The sequence below is a fragment of the Streptomyces aurantiacus genome, from assembly GCF_027107535.1.
GTDB lineage: Bacteria > Actinomycetota > Actinomycetes > Streptomycetales > Streptomycetaceae > Streptomyces.
The window spans coordinates 7,308,211-7,320,968 of the sequence record NZ_CP114283.1; the positions used below are offsets into that span (position 1 = coordinate 7,308,211).

The following is a 12,758-nucleotide window of genomic DNA, read 5'->3' on the forward strand; positions in this document are numbered from 1 at the left end:
ACCGACAAGTTGAAAATTGCAATTCGCCACGTGCATGCTTCCTCCGTCGAACGGGTGATCGTGACAGACTGCGACCTCGAACCCGCTGTGAGGGGGTAAGGCGTGACCGCGGAAACCGGCTGGGGCGGCGCGCCCTCCGTCCTGCGCATGATCCTCGGCAGGCAGCTGGAGGACCTCCGCACCCGGGCCGGGCTGACGTTCGAGCAGGCCGGTGCGGCGATCGGGGTCAGTCACTCCACCATCCGCCGCATGGAGGCCGCCAAGGTGGCGCGGCTCAGGCTTCCCGACGCGGAGAAGCTGCTCCAGATCTACGGCGTGACGGACCAGCAGGAGATCGACACCTTCCTCAAGTCGGTCCGCGAGGCGAACAAGCGCGGCTGGTGGCACACGTACCGTGACGTGCTGCCGGACTGGTTCGCCGCGTATCTGAGCCTGGAGCAGGCGGCGCTGCAGATCCGCGCCTACGAGGCGCAGTTCGTGCACGGGCTGCTGCAGACCGAGGAGTACGCGCGCGCCCTGCTGAGCGCGGGCAACCCGCACGCCTCCTCGGAGGCGACGGATCGCAGAGTGGCACTGCGCATGCGGCGTCAGGAGCTGCTCTCCCGGCCCTCGCCGCCGCGCGTGTGGATCGTGATGGACGAGACGGTGCTGCGGTGGCCGGTCGGCGGTCCCGAGGTGATGCGCGCCCAGATCGACCACCTGATCGCGGTCAACTCGCTGCCCCAGGTGACCCTGCAGATCATGCCGTTCGGGAACGGCCCGCATCCGGCCATGCGGGCCGGAGCGTTCCATCTCTTCCGGTTCCGGGCGCGCGAGCTGCCCGACATCGTCTACCTCAGCGGCCTGGTGGGCGCTGTGTACCTGGACAAGGACGACGACGTCGTGGTCTATCGCGAGGCCCTGGACCGGCTGGGCGCCCAGGCGGCGCCCGCCAGAAAGACCGAGGCCCTCCTCGGTGCGATCCGCAAGGAGCTCTGACGTGCACCACCACATACGCAACGGCATGCCGTCCCGGGAACTCGGTACACGCGGCTGGTACAAGCCGTGGAGCGACGACGCGGGCGGCGCCTGCGTCGAGGCGAAGAAGCTCGGCGACGGCCGGGTCGCGCTGCGCCAGTCCACCGACCCCGACGGCCCGGCCCTGGTGTTCACCCCGTACGAGATGACGAGCTTTCTGGCAGGTGTGAAGGCCGGCCGTGCCGACTTCCTGCTCTGACCTCCCTGTTCCGAAACTCCTGCTTCTGCTTGAGCGTTCACCGTGAACCGACGACATGATGGGAGAGCGGCGTTGCCCGAAAACGGATGGCCTGCCGACCGGATCGACACCGAGAACGCACACTCGGCGCGCATCTACGACTACATCCTCGGAGGCAAGGACTACTACCCCGCCGACAAGGAGGCGGGCGACGCCATGGCGCGGGAGTGGCCCGCGCTGCCCGTTCACATGCGTGCCAACCGCGACTGGATGAACCGCGCCGTGCGCTGGCTCGCCGAGGAGGCGGGGATACGCCAGTTCCTGGACATCGGGACGGGCATCCCCACCTCGCCCAACCTCCACGAGATCGCCCAGTCGGTGGCCCCCGAGTCCCGCGTGGTCTACGTGGACAACGACCCGATCGTCCTCACCCTGTCCCAGGGACTGCTCTCCAGCACGCCGGAGGGCAGGACGGCGTACATCGAGGCGGACTTCCAGCACCCGGAGGCCGTGCTCGGGTCCGCCGAGTTCCGCGAGACCCTGGACCTGGACAAGCCCGTCGCGCTGACCGTCATCGCGATCGTCCACTTCGTCCTGGACGAGGACGACGCGGTCGGCATCGTCCGCCGCCTCCTGGATCCGCTTCCCTCGGGCAGCTACCTGGCGATGACCATCGGCACCGCCGAGTTCGCGCCGGAGGAGGTGGGCCGGGTCGCCCGTGAGTACGCGGCCCGGAACATGCCCATGCGGCTGCGCACGATCGACGAGGCCGAGGAGTTCTTCGAGAACGTGGAGCTCGTCGAGCCGGGCATCGTCCAGGTCCACAAGTGGCACCCGGACGGCGCGGGCGAAGAGGGCATCCGCGACGAGGACATCGCCATGTACGGCGCGGTGGCCCGCAAGGCGTGACGCCCCGCGAAGAGCCGTGAGACACGGCCACGGCGCGTTCGGCACCACTCGGCCGCCTCGACGGTCTCGCGGCCTGCCCGGCGCTCCGCAGGGAGCGCGGGGCAGGCCGCGGCCGTGGTCTCCCGAGCCGCCGAAGTCCCGTGCGTGACCTCTCGCTCAGAGGTGTCCGGTCCCGGCACGACGGCGCGTCCGTCACGGTCGGCGCCACACCCCGCCCCCGTACGGTTCCCGCGGCGCCCCCGCCCGGCTCCGGCCGCACCCGCCGGACACCGGAACGGCTACCACCGGTAACATTTGGCCGTCCCGACCCCGCGCCAAGATCAAAAACGACAACTCCGGCCATGTGGGCGCTCACTTGACGATCAGGTGTCTCACACGATTGGCTCCGGCCAGCGAAAGTCGGGCAGTCGGCACACTCGTCCCGCCGGCCGTCGCGGCGACTTCGCGCTCCCATCCGCTTGCCCGGCCGCACAGCGAGGTGCCGCATCTCCATGAACCCGACCCCCACCCGCCGCCTTTCCGCCAACTCCCCGCACGGCACCGCCCTGGCCGGCCTCGCCGCCGCCTGCCTTCTCGCCTCGGGCTGCACCGGCTCGGACGGATCGGACACGGGCAAAGACACCGCCCCGGCGGGCAAGGCGGGCGCGGCCGGGATCAAGGTCGCGCTGATCACCCACAGCGCCCCCGGCGACGCCTTCTGGGAACTGGTGCGCAAGGGCGCCCAGGCGGCGGCCGCCAAGGACGGCATCGATCTGTCCTACGAGAACGACCCGGACGCCGCCGGCCAGGCCGAACTGGTGCGGGACGCGGTCGCCGAGGGCGTCGACGGCATCGCGGTGACCCTGGCCAAACCGGATGCCATGAAGGGCGCGGTCGCCGCGGCCAGGGCGGCGGGCATCCCGGTGGTCGGCCTCAACTCCGGTATCGACGCCTGGAAGTCGGGCGGTCTGATGCAGTACTTCGGCCAGGACGAGAGCGTCGCGGGCCGGGCCGTCGGCGACAAGCTGGACGACCTCGGGGCCAAGCACGCGCTGTGCGTCATCCACGAGCGGGGCAACGTCGCCGTGGAGGCACGCTGCGCCGGCGTGAAGAAGTCCTTCGGCGGCCGGACCGAGATGCTCTACGTCAACGGCACCGACAAGGAGGCCGTGACCGACTCGGTGGCCGCCGCGCTGCGACAGGACCCGGCCATCGACGAAGTCGTCATGAACGGCGCCCAGTTCGCCCTCGCGGCCGTGGAGGCGGTGAAGGAGGCGGGCAGCGGGGCCGAGGTCGCCACCTTCGACCTCGACAAGGACCTCGTCAAGGCCGTGCGGAGCGGGGACGTGCAGTTCGCGGTGGACCAACAGCCGTATCTGCAGGGATATCTCGCGGTGGACTCCTTCTGGCTCTACGAGACCAACGGCAACGTCAGCGGCGGCGGAGTGGCTCCCGTGCTCACCGGACCCGCGTTCGTCACCAAGAAGAACGTCGCCGCGGTCGCACGGTTCGCCGCCGACGGAACCCGCTGAACCACCCGCCGTGACCCTCGGACCCGCCCCCGTCAGGTAACGGCGACGCCAAGGTTCCGGTACTCACGGTGCGTACGGTCACTTGTACGGATAGCATCCTGCGCACCCCCTGTGCTGCACCGGACACGTGGTCACCCGCCGCGTTCGTCCCCCGCCCGTTCCCGCCACTCCCCTCCGCTCACCGCTGATCGCTCTAGGACGACGATGTCTCCACGGACAGGTGCCCGCCGCCGTCTCGGCTCCATACGTCTCTCACTGATCCTGCTGGCACTGTTTCCCAGCGTCACCCTCGCCGCCATGTGGGGTGTGACGACGATCCAGATGTTCTCCGAGGGTCTGCGGCTGCGGGACCAGACGGGGCTGAGCAGGTCGACCGGCGCCATGGGCACCGACGCGACGCTCGCCCTGCAGCAGGAGCGCAGCCTGTCGGCCGTGCTGCTGGCCTCGCCCGGCAGCTCCCGAACCGCCCTGGACCAGCAGCGGGACCGTACCGACAAGGCGATCGCGAAACTGGTCGGCCGGTCCGAGGCGATCCAGCAGGCCCCCGAGCGCATCGGTGACCGGATGTACTCGGTCATCGCCTCCGTGGGCAGTCTCGAGTACTACCGGGGGCAGGTGGACAACCCCACCGACATCACGCCCGAGCAGGCGCTCGACCAGTACACCTCGATCATCGACGACCAGATCCACGCCTTCCAGGAGATCTCACAGGTCGACGACGGTGACCTCACCTCGCAGGCCGGGCCGCTCGTCGCCCTCGAACACGCGGCGGAGCTGGTCTCCCAGGAGGACGCCCAGCTCCACCTGGCCTGGCCGTCGGGTGAACTCGACGAGAAGGCGTGGACCCACTTCACGCAGCTGGTCAACGCCCGGCGCTGGCTCGTCGAGGACCAGCTCGTCCCGTCGCTGCGCGGCACGGTGAAGGCGCAGACCGAGCGGATCCTCCAGGGCCCGGAGTGGAAGTCCCTGGAAGCCGTCGAGGACCAGGTGCTCGCGGCGCGCGCGAAGGGCGGATCCGAAGGCCGGAAGATCGACCTGCCGGACGCGCAGAAGCGCTGGAACACGGCGCTGGACAAGCTCTCGGCCCAGTACACGAGCCTGATCCGCCAGGAGACCTCGGCGCTGCTGGAACGCAGCGCCGACCAGGCGCAGGGGCTGCTGATCAAAGCGGCCGCGCTGAGCGCCGGCGGCCTCGTCGCCCTGCTGGTGTGCGTCGTCATGTCCTGGCGCATCACCCGCTCCCTCTCGCGCCGGCTGCGCGGACTGCGGATCGCCACCCTCAGCCTGGCCGAGGAGCGGCTGCCCGACGTGGTCGCGCGGCTCGACCGCGGCGAGACGGTCGACGTGGACTCCGCCACGCCCGAGCTGGACTACGGGGACGACGAACTGGGGCAGGTGGCCCAGGCGTTCAACACCGCCCAGCGCACGGCGGTGAACACCGCGGTGGAACTCGCCGACACCCGGCGCGGTTTCCAGAAGGTCATCCTGGGCATCGCCCGCCAGAGCCAGAACCTGGTCAATCTCCAGCTCACCAAGCTCGACACGCTGGAACGCGAGCACCAGGACCCGAACATCCTCAAGGGCCTGTACGAACTCGACTCCACGGCCAGCCAGTTGCGGCGGTACGAGGAGAACCTCGTCATCATCAGCGGCGAGCGGCCGGGGCGCAGCTGGACCGAGCCGGTCGCCCTGATCGACATCCTGCGCAGCGCGGTCGGCGAGGTGGCCGAGTACCAGCGGGTGGAGGTGCACACCGACGAGGAGGTGTTCCTCGCGCCGCCCGCGGTCGCCGACGTCATCCATCTGCTGGCCGAACTCATCGACAACGCGACCACGTACTCCCCCGCGCCCAGCCCGGTCGGGGTGCGGGCCGGGCTGGTGGCCAAGGGTCTGGCGGTGGAGATCGAGGACCGCGGTCTGGGCATGTCCGAGGACGACTACACGTCGTTCAACGCCCAGTTGGCGCTGCCCCCGCAGTTCGACGTGGTGGCGCTCGCCGACGACCTGCGGCTCGGCATGTTCGTGGTGGCCCGGCTCGCCACCCGGCACGGGATCGCCGTCACGCTGCGCTCCTCGCCGTACGGGGGAACGACCGCGATCGTGCTCATCCCGCACGAGATCGTGGTGCGCGAGCTCCCGGAGTCCGCCGGGGACACGGAGAGCGCCACGGCGGCCCCGGCGCCGTCGCGGCAGGCCGTCCAGGCCGCCGCGAGGAGCGCGAGCGCCCCGGCCTCCGAGCCGGACGGGCCCACGCACGAGCGCTCGCGGGAGGCGGAGCCCGTCGCCCGGGCGCGGACGGCCGAGGCGTCCTCGGCGCGGGCCACCGCTGTCGTCCCCCGTCCCGGTCCGGGTGCCGCCGAGGCGCGGGGCGGGATCCCTCCGCTGCCGCGCCGGGTTCCGCAGACCAGCCTGGCCGCCGAGCTGCGCGAGGACGCCTCCGCCGACGAGGCCGACGACTCCTTGCAGGACTTCACCGCGGAGCGCGCCGCCTCCTCCCTCGCCGGATTCCAGCGCGGGACGCTCCTGGCGCGTGACAACGACGCGGATACGACGTACGACCTAGGGGAAGAACCCGCGCCCGAAGGCGCATCCGTCGCCTCGACTCCGCCCGCAGACCGCTCATGAAGGACAGAGAAATGACACGCCCCATCCCCGCCACGCACAGTCAGCTCGACCAGCTGCTCACCGGACTGGTGGACCGGGTCGCCGAGGTGAACCAGGCCGTCGTGCTCTCCGAGGACGGGCTGGTCGTCAGCAGGTCCACGGGATTCCTGCGCGACGACGCCGAGCGGCTGGCGGCGACCGCGTCCGGCCTGATGAGCCTCAGCAAGGGCGTCAGCATGGACTTCCGCGGCGGACCCGTGCGCCAGGCACTCATCGAGATGGCCAACAGCTACCTGATACTCACCACGGCCGGCCCGGGCGCCCACCTCGCCGTGCTCACCAGCAAGGGTGCGGACGTCGGTGTGGTCGCGTACCAGATGAACATGCTGGTGAAGAAGATCGGCGAGCACCTCAGCGCGGCGCCGCGTGCCGGTGTCGTCGCCACCGACAACGGCGAGTGAGGTGAACGGAGGCGACTCGGCGGGCCGTCTCGTACGGCCGTTCACGCTGACCGGCGGCCGTACCCGGCCCAGCCGCGCCGACTTCACCCTCATCACGTCGGTCGCCACGGTGGACCCGCCGCCCGACCGGGCCGCCCGGCCGCAGCCCGAACACGCACGCATCCTGCGGATGTGCGCGAAGCCGGTGGTGGTGGCGGAGCTCGCCGCCCAGCTCGATCTGCCGGTGAGCGTGGTCTGCATCATGCTGTGCGATCTGCTGGAGGCGGGCCGGATCACCGCTCACGCGCCGCGCACGATCTCCCGTACGTCCGACATGGACCTGCTGCAGAAAGTGAGGGACGGCCTTGGCCGGCTCTGACCCCGTCATCCAGGGGACCTCAGCACCCGACACGGTCAAGATCCTGATAGCCGGAGGGTTCGGCGTCGGCAAGACGACCATGGTCGGCTCGGTCAGTGAGATCGTGCCGTTGCGCACCGAGGAACCGCTCACCGCGGCCGGCCTGGGCGTCGACGACCTGGGCGGCATCCCGGAGAAGCACGCCACCACCGTGGCCCTGGACTTCGGCCGGATCACGCTCAGCCAGGAACTCGTGCTGTATCTCTTCGGCACACCCGGGCAGCAGCGGTTCTGGTTCATGTGGAACGACCTGGCCATCGGCGCCCTGGGCGCCGTGGTCCTGGTGGACGTGCGGCGGCCGAAGTCCAGCTTCGCCGCCATCGACTTCTTCGAGCGGCGCGACATCCCCTTCGTCGTCGGCGTCAACGGCTTCCACGGGGAGCATCCCTACGCGCCCGAGGAGATCCGGGACGCCCTGGCCCTGCCGGAGCACGCCCACGTGCTTCTGTGCGACGCCCGGGACCGGGAGTCCTGCCGGGACGTACTGATCGCGCTGATAGACCAGTTGATAGCGTCCTCGGCCCGAAGCAACGGAAGCGGCCGCCCGGGCCACCGGGACTGAACCGCCACCGCCCCGCAGGGTCCCGCGAACCGTGAGGGACCGGCTAGGAGGCCGCGCCGCCGCCGTCCAGGTGCGCGATGTGGGAGACGTTCTCGCGGTCGTCGGCGTCCTCACTGGCGTCGGCGTCGAACCAGGCGTCGAGGATCTCCTCGAGCAGCGGTCCGGAGGTCAGCCTCAGGCTGAGGGCCAGGACGTTCGCGTCGTTCCAGCGGCGGGCGCCCCGGGCCGTGTACGCGTCGGTGCACAGCGCGGCGCGCACGCCCGGCACCTTGTTCGCGGCGATCGACGCGCCCGTGCCGGTCCAGCAGCACACGACCGCCCGGTCCGCGCGCCCGGCGACGACGTCACGGGCCGCCGCCTCCGAGCACACCGCCCACCGGGCGTCAGCCCCGGGCCGCAGCGCTCCGTGCGCGAGGACCTCGTGGCCGCGCTCACGCAACTGCGCGACCAGCGCACGGGCCACGGGTTCGTCCATGTCCGAGGAGACGGAGATCCGCATGTTCCGGAGACTACTCGGCTCGGTCGACGGGCGTCAGCCGCAGCGAGATGCTGTTGATGCAGTACCGCTGGTCGGTCGGGGTCGGGTACCCCTCGCCCTCGAAGACGTGGCCCAGATGCGAGCCGCAGCGGGCGCACCTCACCTCGGTGCGGGTCATCCCGTGCGAGCGGTCCGCGATCAGCTCGACCGCTTCGGTCTCCTTCGGGTCGTAGAAGGACGGCCAGCCGCAGTGCGACTCGAACTTCTCCGTGGAGGTGAAGAGTTCGGCGCCGCAGGCCCGGCAGGAGTACACGCCCTTGGTCTTGGTGTCCGTGTACTCGCCGCGGAACGCCGGCTCCGTGCCGGCCTGGCGCAGCACGGCGTACTCGGCCGGGCTCAGCTCCGCACGCCACTGCTCGTCCGGCTTCTCGACGTCGTACGACATGTTGCTCAACCCCTCGGCTCAGGTCCGGCTACTTCGACAGGCGGGTCAGGATCTCGGGTCCGAGGTCCGTCACGTCACCCGCGCCCATGGTGAGAACGAGATCACCGGGCTTCGCCATTCCCGCCACCACCGCGGGCACCTCCGCCTTGTCGTGCACCGGCGTCACGTCCGCGCCCGCCGCCCGGGCCGCCTCGATGATCAGCTCGCTCGTCACGCCCGGGATCGGGTCCTCACGGGCGGGGTAGATGTCGAGAACGACCGAGGCGTCCGCGAGGGACAGTGCCCGGCCCATCTCCTTGCCCAGCTCCTGGGTGCGCGAGAAGAGGTGGGGCTGGAAGACGACCAGGATGCGGGCGTCGCCGGCGGCCGCCCTCATCGCTTCCAGGTCCGCCGTCATCTCGGTGGGGTGGTGCGCGTAGGAGTCGATGACCTGCACGCCCGCCTCCTCGCCCTTGAGCTGGAGGCGCCGCTTCACTCCCGTGTACGAGGCGAGGGCCGGGGCCAGCTCCGCCGCCGGGATGCCCAGCGCAGCGCCCGCCGCCAGCGCCGCCACCGCGTTGTGCGCGTAGTGGCGGCCCGGGACCGAGACGGTGAAGGTGAGCACGGAACCGTCCAGCTCGACGGTCACCTCGCTCTTGAGGCCCTGGGGGACCACGGACAGGACGCGTACGTCCGCGTCCTGGGACTCGCCGTACGTCACCACGCGGACGCCGTCCGGCAGGCGCCGGGTCAGTTCGCGGGCGCCCTTTTGGTCCGCGGTGATCACCAGCGTGCCGCCGGGCACGATCTTCCCCGCGAAGGTCTCGAAGGACTCGTAGATCTCGTCCATGGACGCGTAGTTGGCGTGGTGGTCCAGCTCCACGTTGAGCACGATCGCCACCTCGGGCGCGTACTTGTGGAAGCTGCGGTCCGACTCGTCGGCCTCGGCGACGAAGATCTCGCCGTCACCGTGCAGGGCGTTCGAGCCGGGGACGTCGAGGTCGCCGCCGATCGCGTACGAGGGGTTCAGGCCGAGGGTCGACAGGGAGACGGCCAGCATCGACGTCGTGGTCGTCTTGCCGTGGGTGCCCGCGACCGCGATCGGGCGCAGTCCGTCCATCAGGCGGGCGAGGGCGTCCGAGCGGTGGACGACCGGGATGCCCAGCTCGGCGGCGCGGGCCAGCTCGGGGTTGTCGGCGCGGATCGCGGAGGAGACGACCACGCAGGTGGCGTCGGTCGCGAGGTGCCCGGCCGCGTGGCCGATGTGCACCGTCGCGCCCAGGGCGCGCAGGGCCTCGGCGGTCGCGGACTCCTTGGCGTCACTGCCCGCGACCTCGGCCCCGCGCTGCGCGAGGATCTTCGCGATGCCCGACATCCCGGCGCCGCCGATGCCGATGAAGTGCGGTCGGTCCATGGCGGTGGGAAGGCCGGGTGCCATACGGGTTTCTCCCAGGATTCGGGTACGACGGTGAGCGCGCCCAGCTTATTCGGTACGGGGACGGCCGCCCGCAGGGGCCACGGGGACCGGGCGGCTCCTCCGGTGCGCGCGCAGCCCCTGCCTCATGTCTTGCTGTGCGAGAACAGCTTCAGGACCGGCACTCCCACCTTGTGCCGCGCCCGCGAGGCCCAGTCGCGGTGGAAGAACTCCTCCACGTAGTGGGGATCGGTCAGCACGATGACCTCGTCCGCGTCGATCTCGTCGACCAGGGTCTTCAGCGCGTCCAGCGGATGATCCTCGATCAGCCGCCCCTCGGCCTCGCTGCCGGTCGCGCGCAGTGCCACCAGCGACACGTCCAGGGCCTGCTGCCCCTGCCCGGCGGCCTCGTCGCCCTCGGGCGTCTCGTGCTCGCGGGTCGCCTCGTCCAGCTCGCCGAGCGCCACGTCGTCGATCGCCCGCAGCAGCCGGTCGGCCTGGTCGCCGCGGGGCTGGAGCAGTACGTGGAAGGCGACGTTCTCTTCGCCGTGCAAGGTGGTGACGAACTCCACGTCCGCGGACGTAAGGGCCTTCTCGATCATCAGTACGCTTGTGAACACGACAGCGCCCTTCTCATCCCTGGGCCGTTCGTAGGCCCCTGCAAAAACCATCCTGCCCCGTGATCCCACGGGTACCGCGCAATCCAGTGTGCCCGGTGAAAGCCAACCGGAACGGGTTATTCCGCCTCTTTGATCAGGTCCGACGGTAACGGCCGAAGAGGAAGCCGGCCTCCTCCAGCAAGGACGTCAGATCGAACCGGCTCGGCACCGCCACCTGCGGGCCGCCGGCGATGCGCTGGGCGTCCCCCACCGTGAGCATCGGGGACACCGTCAGGCAGAGCTCGTCGAGGACCCCCGCCGCGACCAGCTGGCCGAGCAGCCGGGGCCCGCCCTCCGTCAGGAGCCGGTGCATGCCCAGGTCGGCGAGCGCGCGCACGGCCCGTGCGGGGTCCACGCCCATGCCGTCGCCCGCGATCACGACCTGCGCGCCGGCCTTCTCAGCGGCGGCCACGCGGCCGGGCGCCGCCGCGGCCCCCGTGAGCACGAGCGTGGGGAGCAGCGGCGAGGTGAAGAGCGGGAGCGAGAAGTCCAGGTCGAGGCTCGCGCTCACCACGGCGATCGCGGGCGCCGGCCCCTGTCCCGCCGCGGCCCGGAGCGCGGCGAAGTCCTCGCGTGCCCGTGCGGGCCGGTACCCCTCCTGGCGTACCGTTTCCGCACCGACCACCACGACGTCCGCGAGTGCGCGCAGGGTGCCGAAGATCCGCATGTCGGCGGCGCTGGAGATGGGCTGCGACCGCCCGTCGTGCTGGGCGGCCCCGTCGAGCGTGGAGACCATGTTGGCCCGCAGCCAGGGCTCGGGACCCGCGGGGCCCGTGACGCCCGGAGGATAGGCGTACGCCTCGGCAAGCTCATCCAGCCTCCATTCCCGGTCCACCACCTCCGAACCGGCTACCCCGCCCGCGGCCCGGGCTGCTGTCTCGTCGGTCACAGGGAACAGGCGTCGCATGTCGTGCAGTCTGGCACGAGACGTAGAGTGGGCAACCGTGTCAACCTCCGCCACCGCCTCCGGTTTCGGCTCGACAGCCGACGCGACCCCGTCGTCCCTGTGCGCCCGCGAGCCGCGCGTCCCCGCCGAGCGGCTGGTCGCCGAGATGGTGCCGCCGCCGCGCTTCGACTCGGTCCGCTTCGACACGTACATTCCGGATCCGGGCCGGCCGAGCCAGACCGAAGCCGTCCGTGTTTTGGACGAGTTCGCGGCGGGTCTCGCGGGGGCACGATCCGGCTCCTCCGGCCGGCGCGGTTTCCTCGGCTTCGGCAGGAGACCCGCGAAGGCCCCGGCGGGCCCCCGCGGTGTCTATCTCGACGGCGGTTACGGCGTCGGCAAGACCCACCTGCTCGCCTCCCTCTGGCACGCGACCCCGGCGGAGCCCTCGCTCAAGGCCTTCGGCACGTTCGTGGAGCTGACGAACCTCGTCGGCGCGCTCGGTTTCCAGCAGACCGTGCAGACGCTGAGCGGCCACCGGCTGCTCTGCATCGACGAGTTCGAGCTCGACGACCCCGGCGACACCGTCCTCGTCTCCAGCCTCCTCGGCAGGCTGGTCGAGGCGGGCGTGGCGCTCGCTGCGACCTCCAACACCCTGCCGGGCAAGCTCGGCGAGGGCCGGTTCGCCTCGGTCGACTTCCTGCGCGAGATCCAGGGCCTGTCGGCCCACTTCCGGTCGCTGCGCATCGACGGCGAGGACTACCGCCACCGCGGGCTGCCCGAGGCCCCGCGACCGTACTCGGACGAGCAGGTCACCAAGGCCGCGTACGCGACGCCGGGCGCCTCGCTCGACGACTTCCCGCATCTGCTCGACCATCTGGCTCGGGTCCACCCCAGCCGGTACGGCGCGCTGACGGACGGCATCGCGGCGGTCTGCCTCACGGACGTGCAGCCGGTCCCGGACCAGTCGACCGCGCTGCGGCTCGTCGTCCTCGCCGACCGCCTGTACGACCGTGAAGTGCCAGTACTGGCTTCGGGCATGCCCTTCGACCGGCTGTTCAGCGAGGAGATGCTGGCCGGCGGCTACCGCAAGAAGTACTTCCGCGCGATCTCGCGGCTCACGGCGCTGGCGCGGGACGCAAAGCCTCTGGTCAAGGGCTGACCTGCCGCCCGTTCAAGGACCGGCCTGCCGTCGGCGGGGCGCCGACCGACCGGTAACACCGTTTTTCGGACCGATTTCGGCCCGCAGCAGTCGCTCTTC

14 protein-coding genes are annotated in these 12,758 nt (G+C 71.0%); 9 read left to right on the forward strand and 5 right to left on the reverse strand.

The annotated features are described in order from the left end of the window. The first annotated feature begins 102 nt into the window (after positions 1 to 102). The 8 genes from O1Q96_RS34365 (at position 103) to O1Q96_RS34400 (ending at position 7,639) form a co-directional block, all read left to right on the forward strand. Entirely contained in the window at positions 103 to 978 is an 876-nt protein-coding gene (locus O1Q96_RS34365; RefSeq protein ID WP_269251873.1) for a helix-turn-helix domain-containing protein, read from the forward strand. A 25-nt stretch (positions 979 to 1,003) separates the two neighbouring features. Beyond that, positions 1,004 to 1,216, forward strand: coding sequence for a DUF397 domain-containing protein (locus tag O1Q96_RS34370; protein ID WP_217455811.1), 213 nt, complete (start codon positions 1,004 to 1,006; stop codon positions 1,214 to 1,216). Positions 1,217 to 1,288: 72 nt separating this feature from the next. Continuing rightward, positions 1,289 to 2,104 carry an SAM-dependent methyltransferase gene (locus O1Q96_RS34375; RefSeq protein ID WP_269251874.1) on the forward strand — a complete coding sequence of 272 codons (816 nt, stop codon included), beginning with the start codon at positions 1,289 to 1,291 and terminating at the stop codon, positions 2,102 to 2,104. Between the two features lie 491 nt (positions 2,105 to 2,595). Further along, a complete protein-coding gene (locus O1Q96_RS34380) occupies positions 2,596 to 3,615 on the forward strand; it encodes a substrate-binding domain-containing protein (protein WP_269251875.1) in 1,020 nt (339 codons plus the stop codon). A gap of 204 nt (positions 3,616 to 3,819) precedes the next feature. Beyond that, positions 3,820 to 6,240, forward strand: a complete 2,421-nt coding sequence (locus tag O1Q96_RS34385) for a sensor histidine kinase (RefSeq protein ID WP_269251876.1) — start codon at positions 3,820 to 3,822, stop codon at positions 6,238 to 6,240. Between the two features lie 11 nt (positions 6,241 to 6,251). Continuing rightward, positions 6,252 to 6,680, forward strand: coding sequence for a roadblock/LC7 domain-containing protein (locus O1Q96_RS34390; protein WP_217455787.1), 429 nt, complete (start codon positions 6,252 to 6,254; stop codon positions 6,678 to 6,680). 1 nt (position 6,681) lies between these two features. Next, entirely contained in the window at positions 6,682 to 7,038 is a 357-nt protein-coding gene (locus O1Q96_RS34395) for a DUF742 domain-containing protein (RefSeq protein WP_269251877.1), read from the forward strand. Beyond that, entirely contained in the window at positions 7,025 to 7,639 is a 615-nt protein-coding gene (locus O1Q96_RS34400) for a GTP-binding protein (RefSeq protein WP_269251878.1), read from the forward strand. The genes O1Q96_RS34395 and O1Q96_RS34400 overlap by 14 nt, the downstream gene beginning before the upstream one ends. Before the next feature lie 43 nt (positions 7,640 to 7,682). Here the strand turns inward: O1Q96_RS34400 and O1Q96_RS34405 are convergent, their stop codons facing one another. The 5 genes from O1Q96_RS34405 to O1Q96_RS34425 form a co-directional block, all read right to left on the reverse strand. Next, on the reverse strand, positions 7,683 to 8,138 hold the full coding sequence (locus O1Q96_RS34405; RefSeq protein WP_269251879.1) for an RpiB/LacA/LacB family sugar-phosphate isomerase: 456 nt from the start codon (positions 8,136 to 8,138) through the stop codon (positions 7,683 to 7,685). A 10-nt stretch (positions 8,139 to 8,148) separates the two neighbouring features. Next, positions 8,149 to 8,562 (reverse strand): peptide-methionine (R)-S-oxide reductase MsrB, encoded by a 414-nt coding sequence (gene msrB, locus O1Q96_RS34410; protein ID WP_269251880.1) that lies wholly within the window; start codon positions 8,560 to 8,562, stop codon positions 8,149 to 8,151. Positions 8,563 to 8,590: 28 nt separating this feature from the next. Beyond that, entirely contained in the window at positions 8,591 to 9,979 is a 1,389-nt protein-coding gene (gene murC, locus O1Q96_RS34415) for a UDP-N-acetylmuramate--L-alanine ligase (protein ID WP_269251881.1), read from the reverse strand. 122 nt (positions 9,980 to 10,101) lie between these two features. Next, positions 10,102 to 10,575, reverse strand: coding sequence for an indole-3-glycerol phosphate synthase (locus O1Q96_RS34420; RefSeq protein ID WP_269251882.1), 474 nt, complete (start codon positions 10,573 to 10,575; stop codon positions 10,102 to 10,104). 133 nt (positions 10,576 to 10,708) lie between these two features. Continuing rightward, entirely contained in the window at positions 10,709 to 11,521 is an 813-nt protein-coding gene (locus tag O1Q96_RS34425) for a pyrimidine reductase family protein (RefSeq protein WP_269251883.1), read from the reverse strand. A gap of 37 nt (positions 11,522 to 11,558) precedes the next feature. On the opposite strand from O1Q96_RS34425, the gene zapE reads away from it, so the two are divergent. Then, positions 11,559 to 12,659, forward strand: coding sequence for a cell division protein ZapE (gene zapE / locus O1Q96_RS34430; protein ID WP_269251884.1), 1,101 nt, complete (start codon positions 11,559 to 11,561; stop codon positions 12,657 to 12,659). The last annotated feature ends 99 nt before the right edge of the window (positions 12,660 to 12,758 follow it).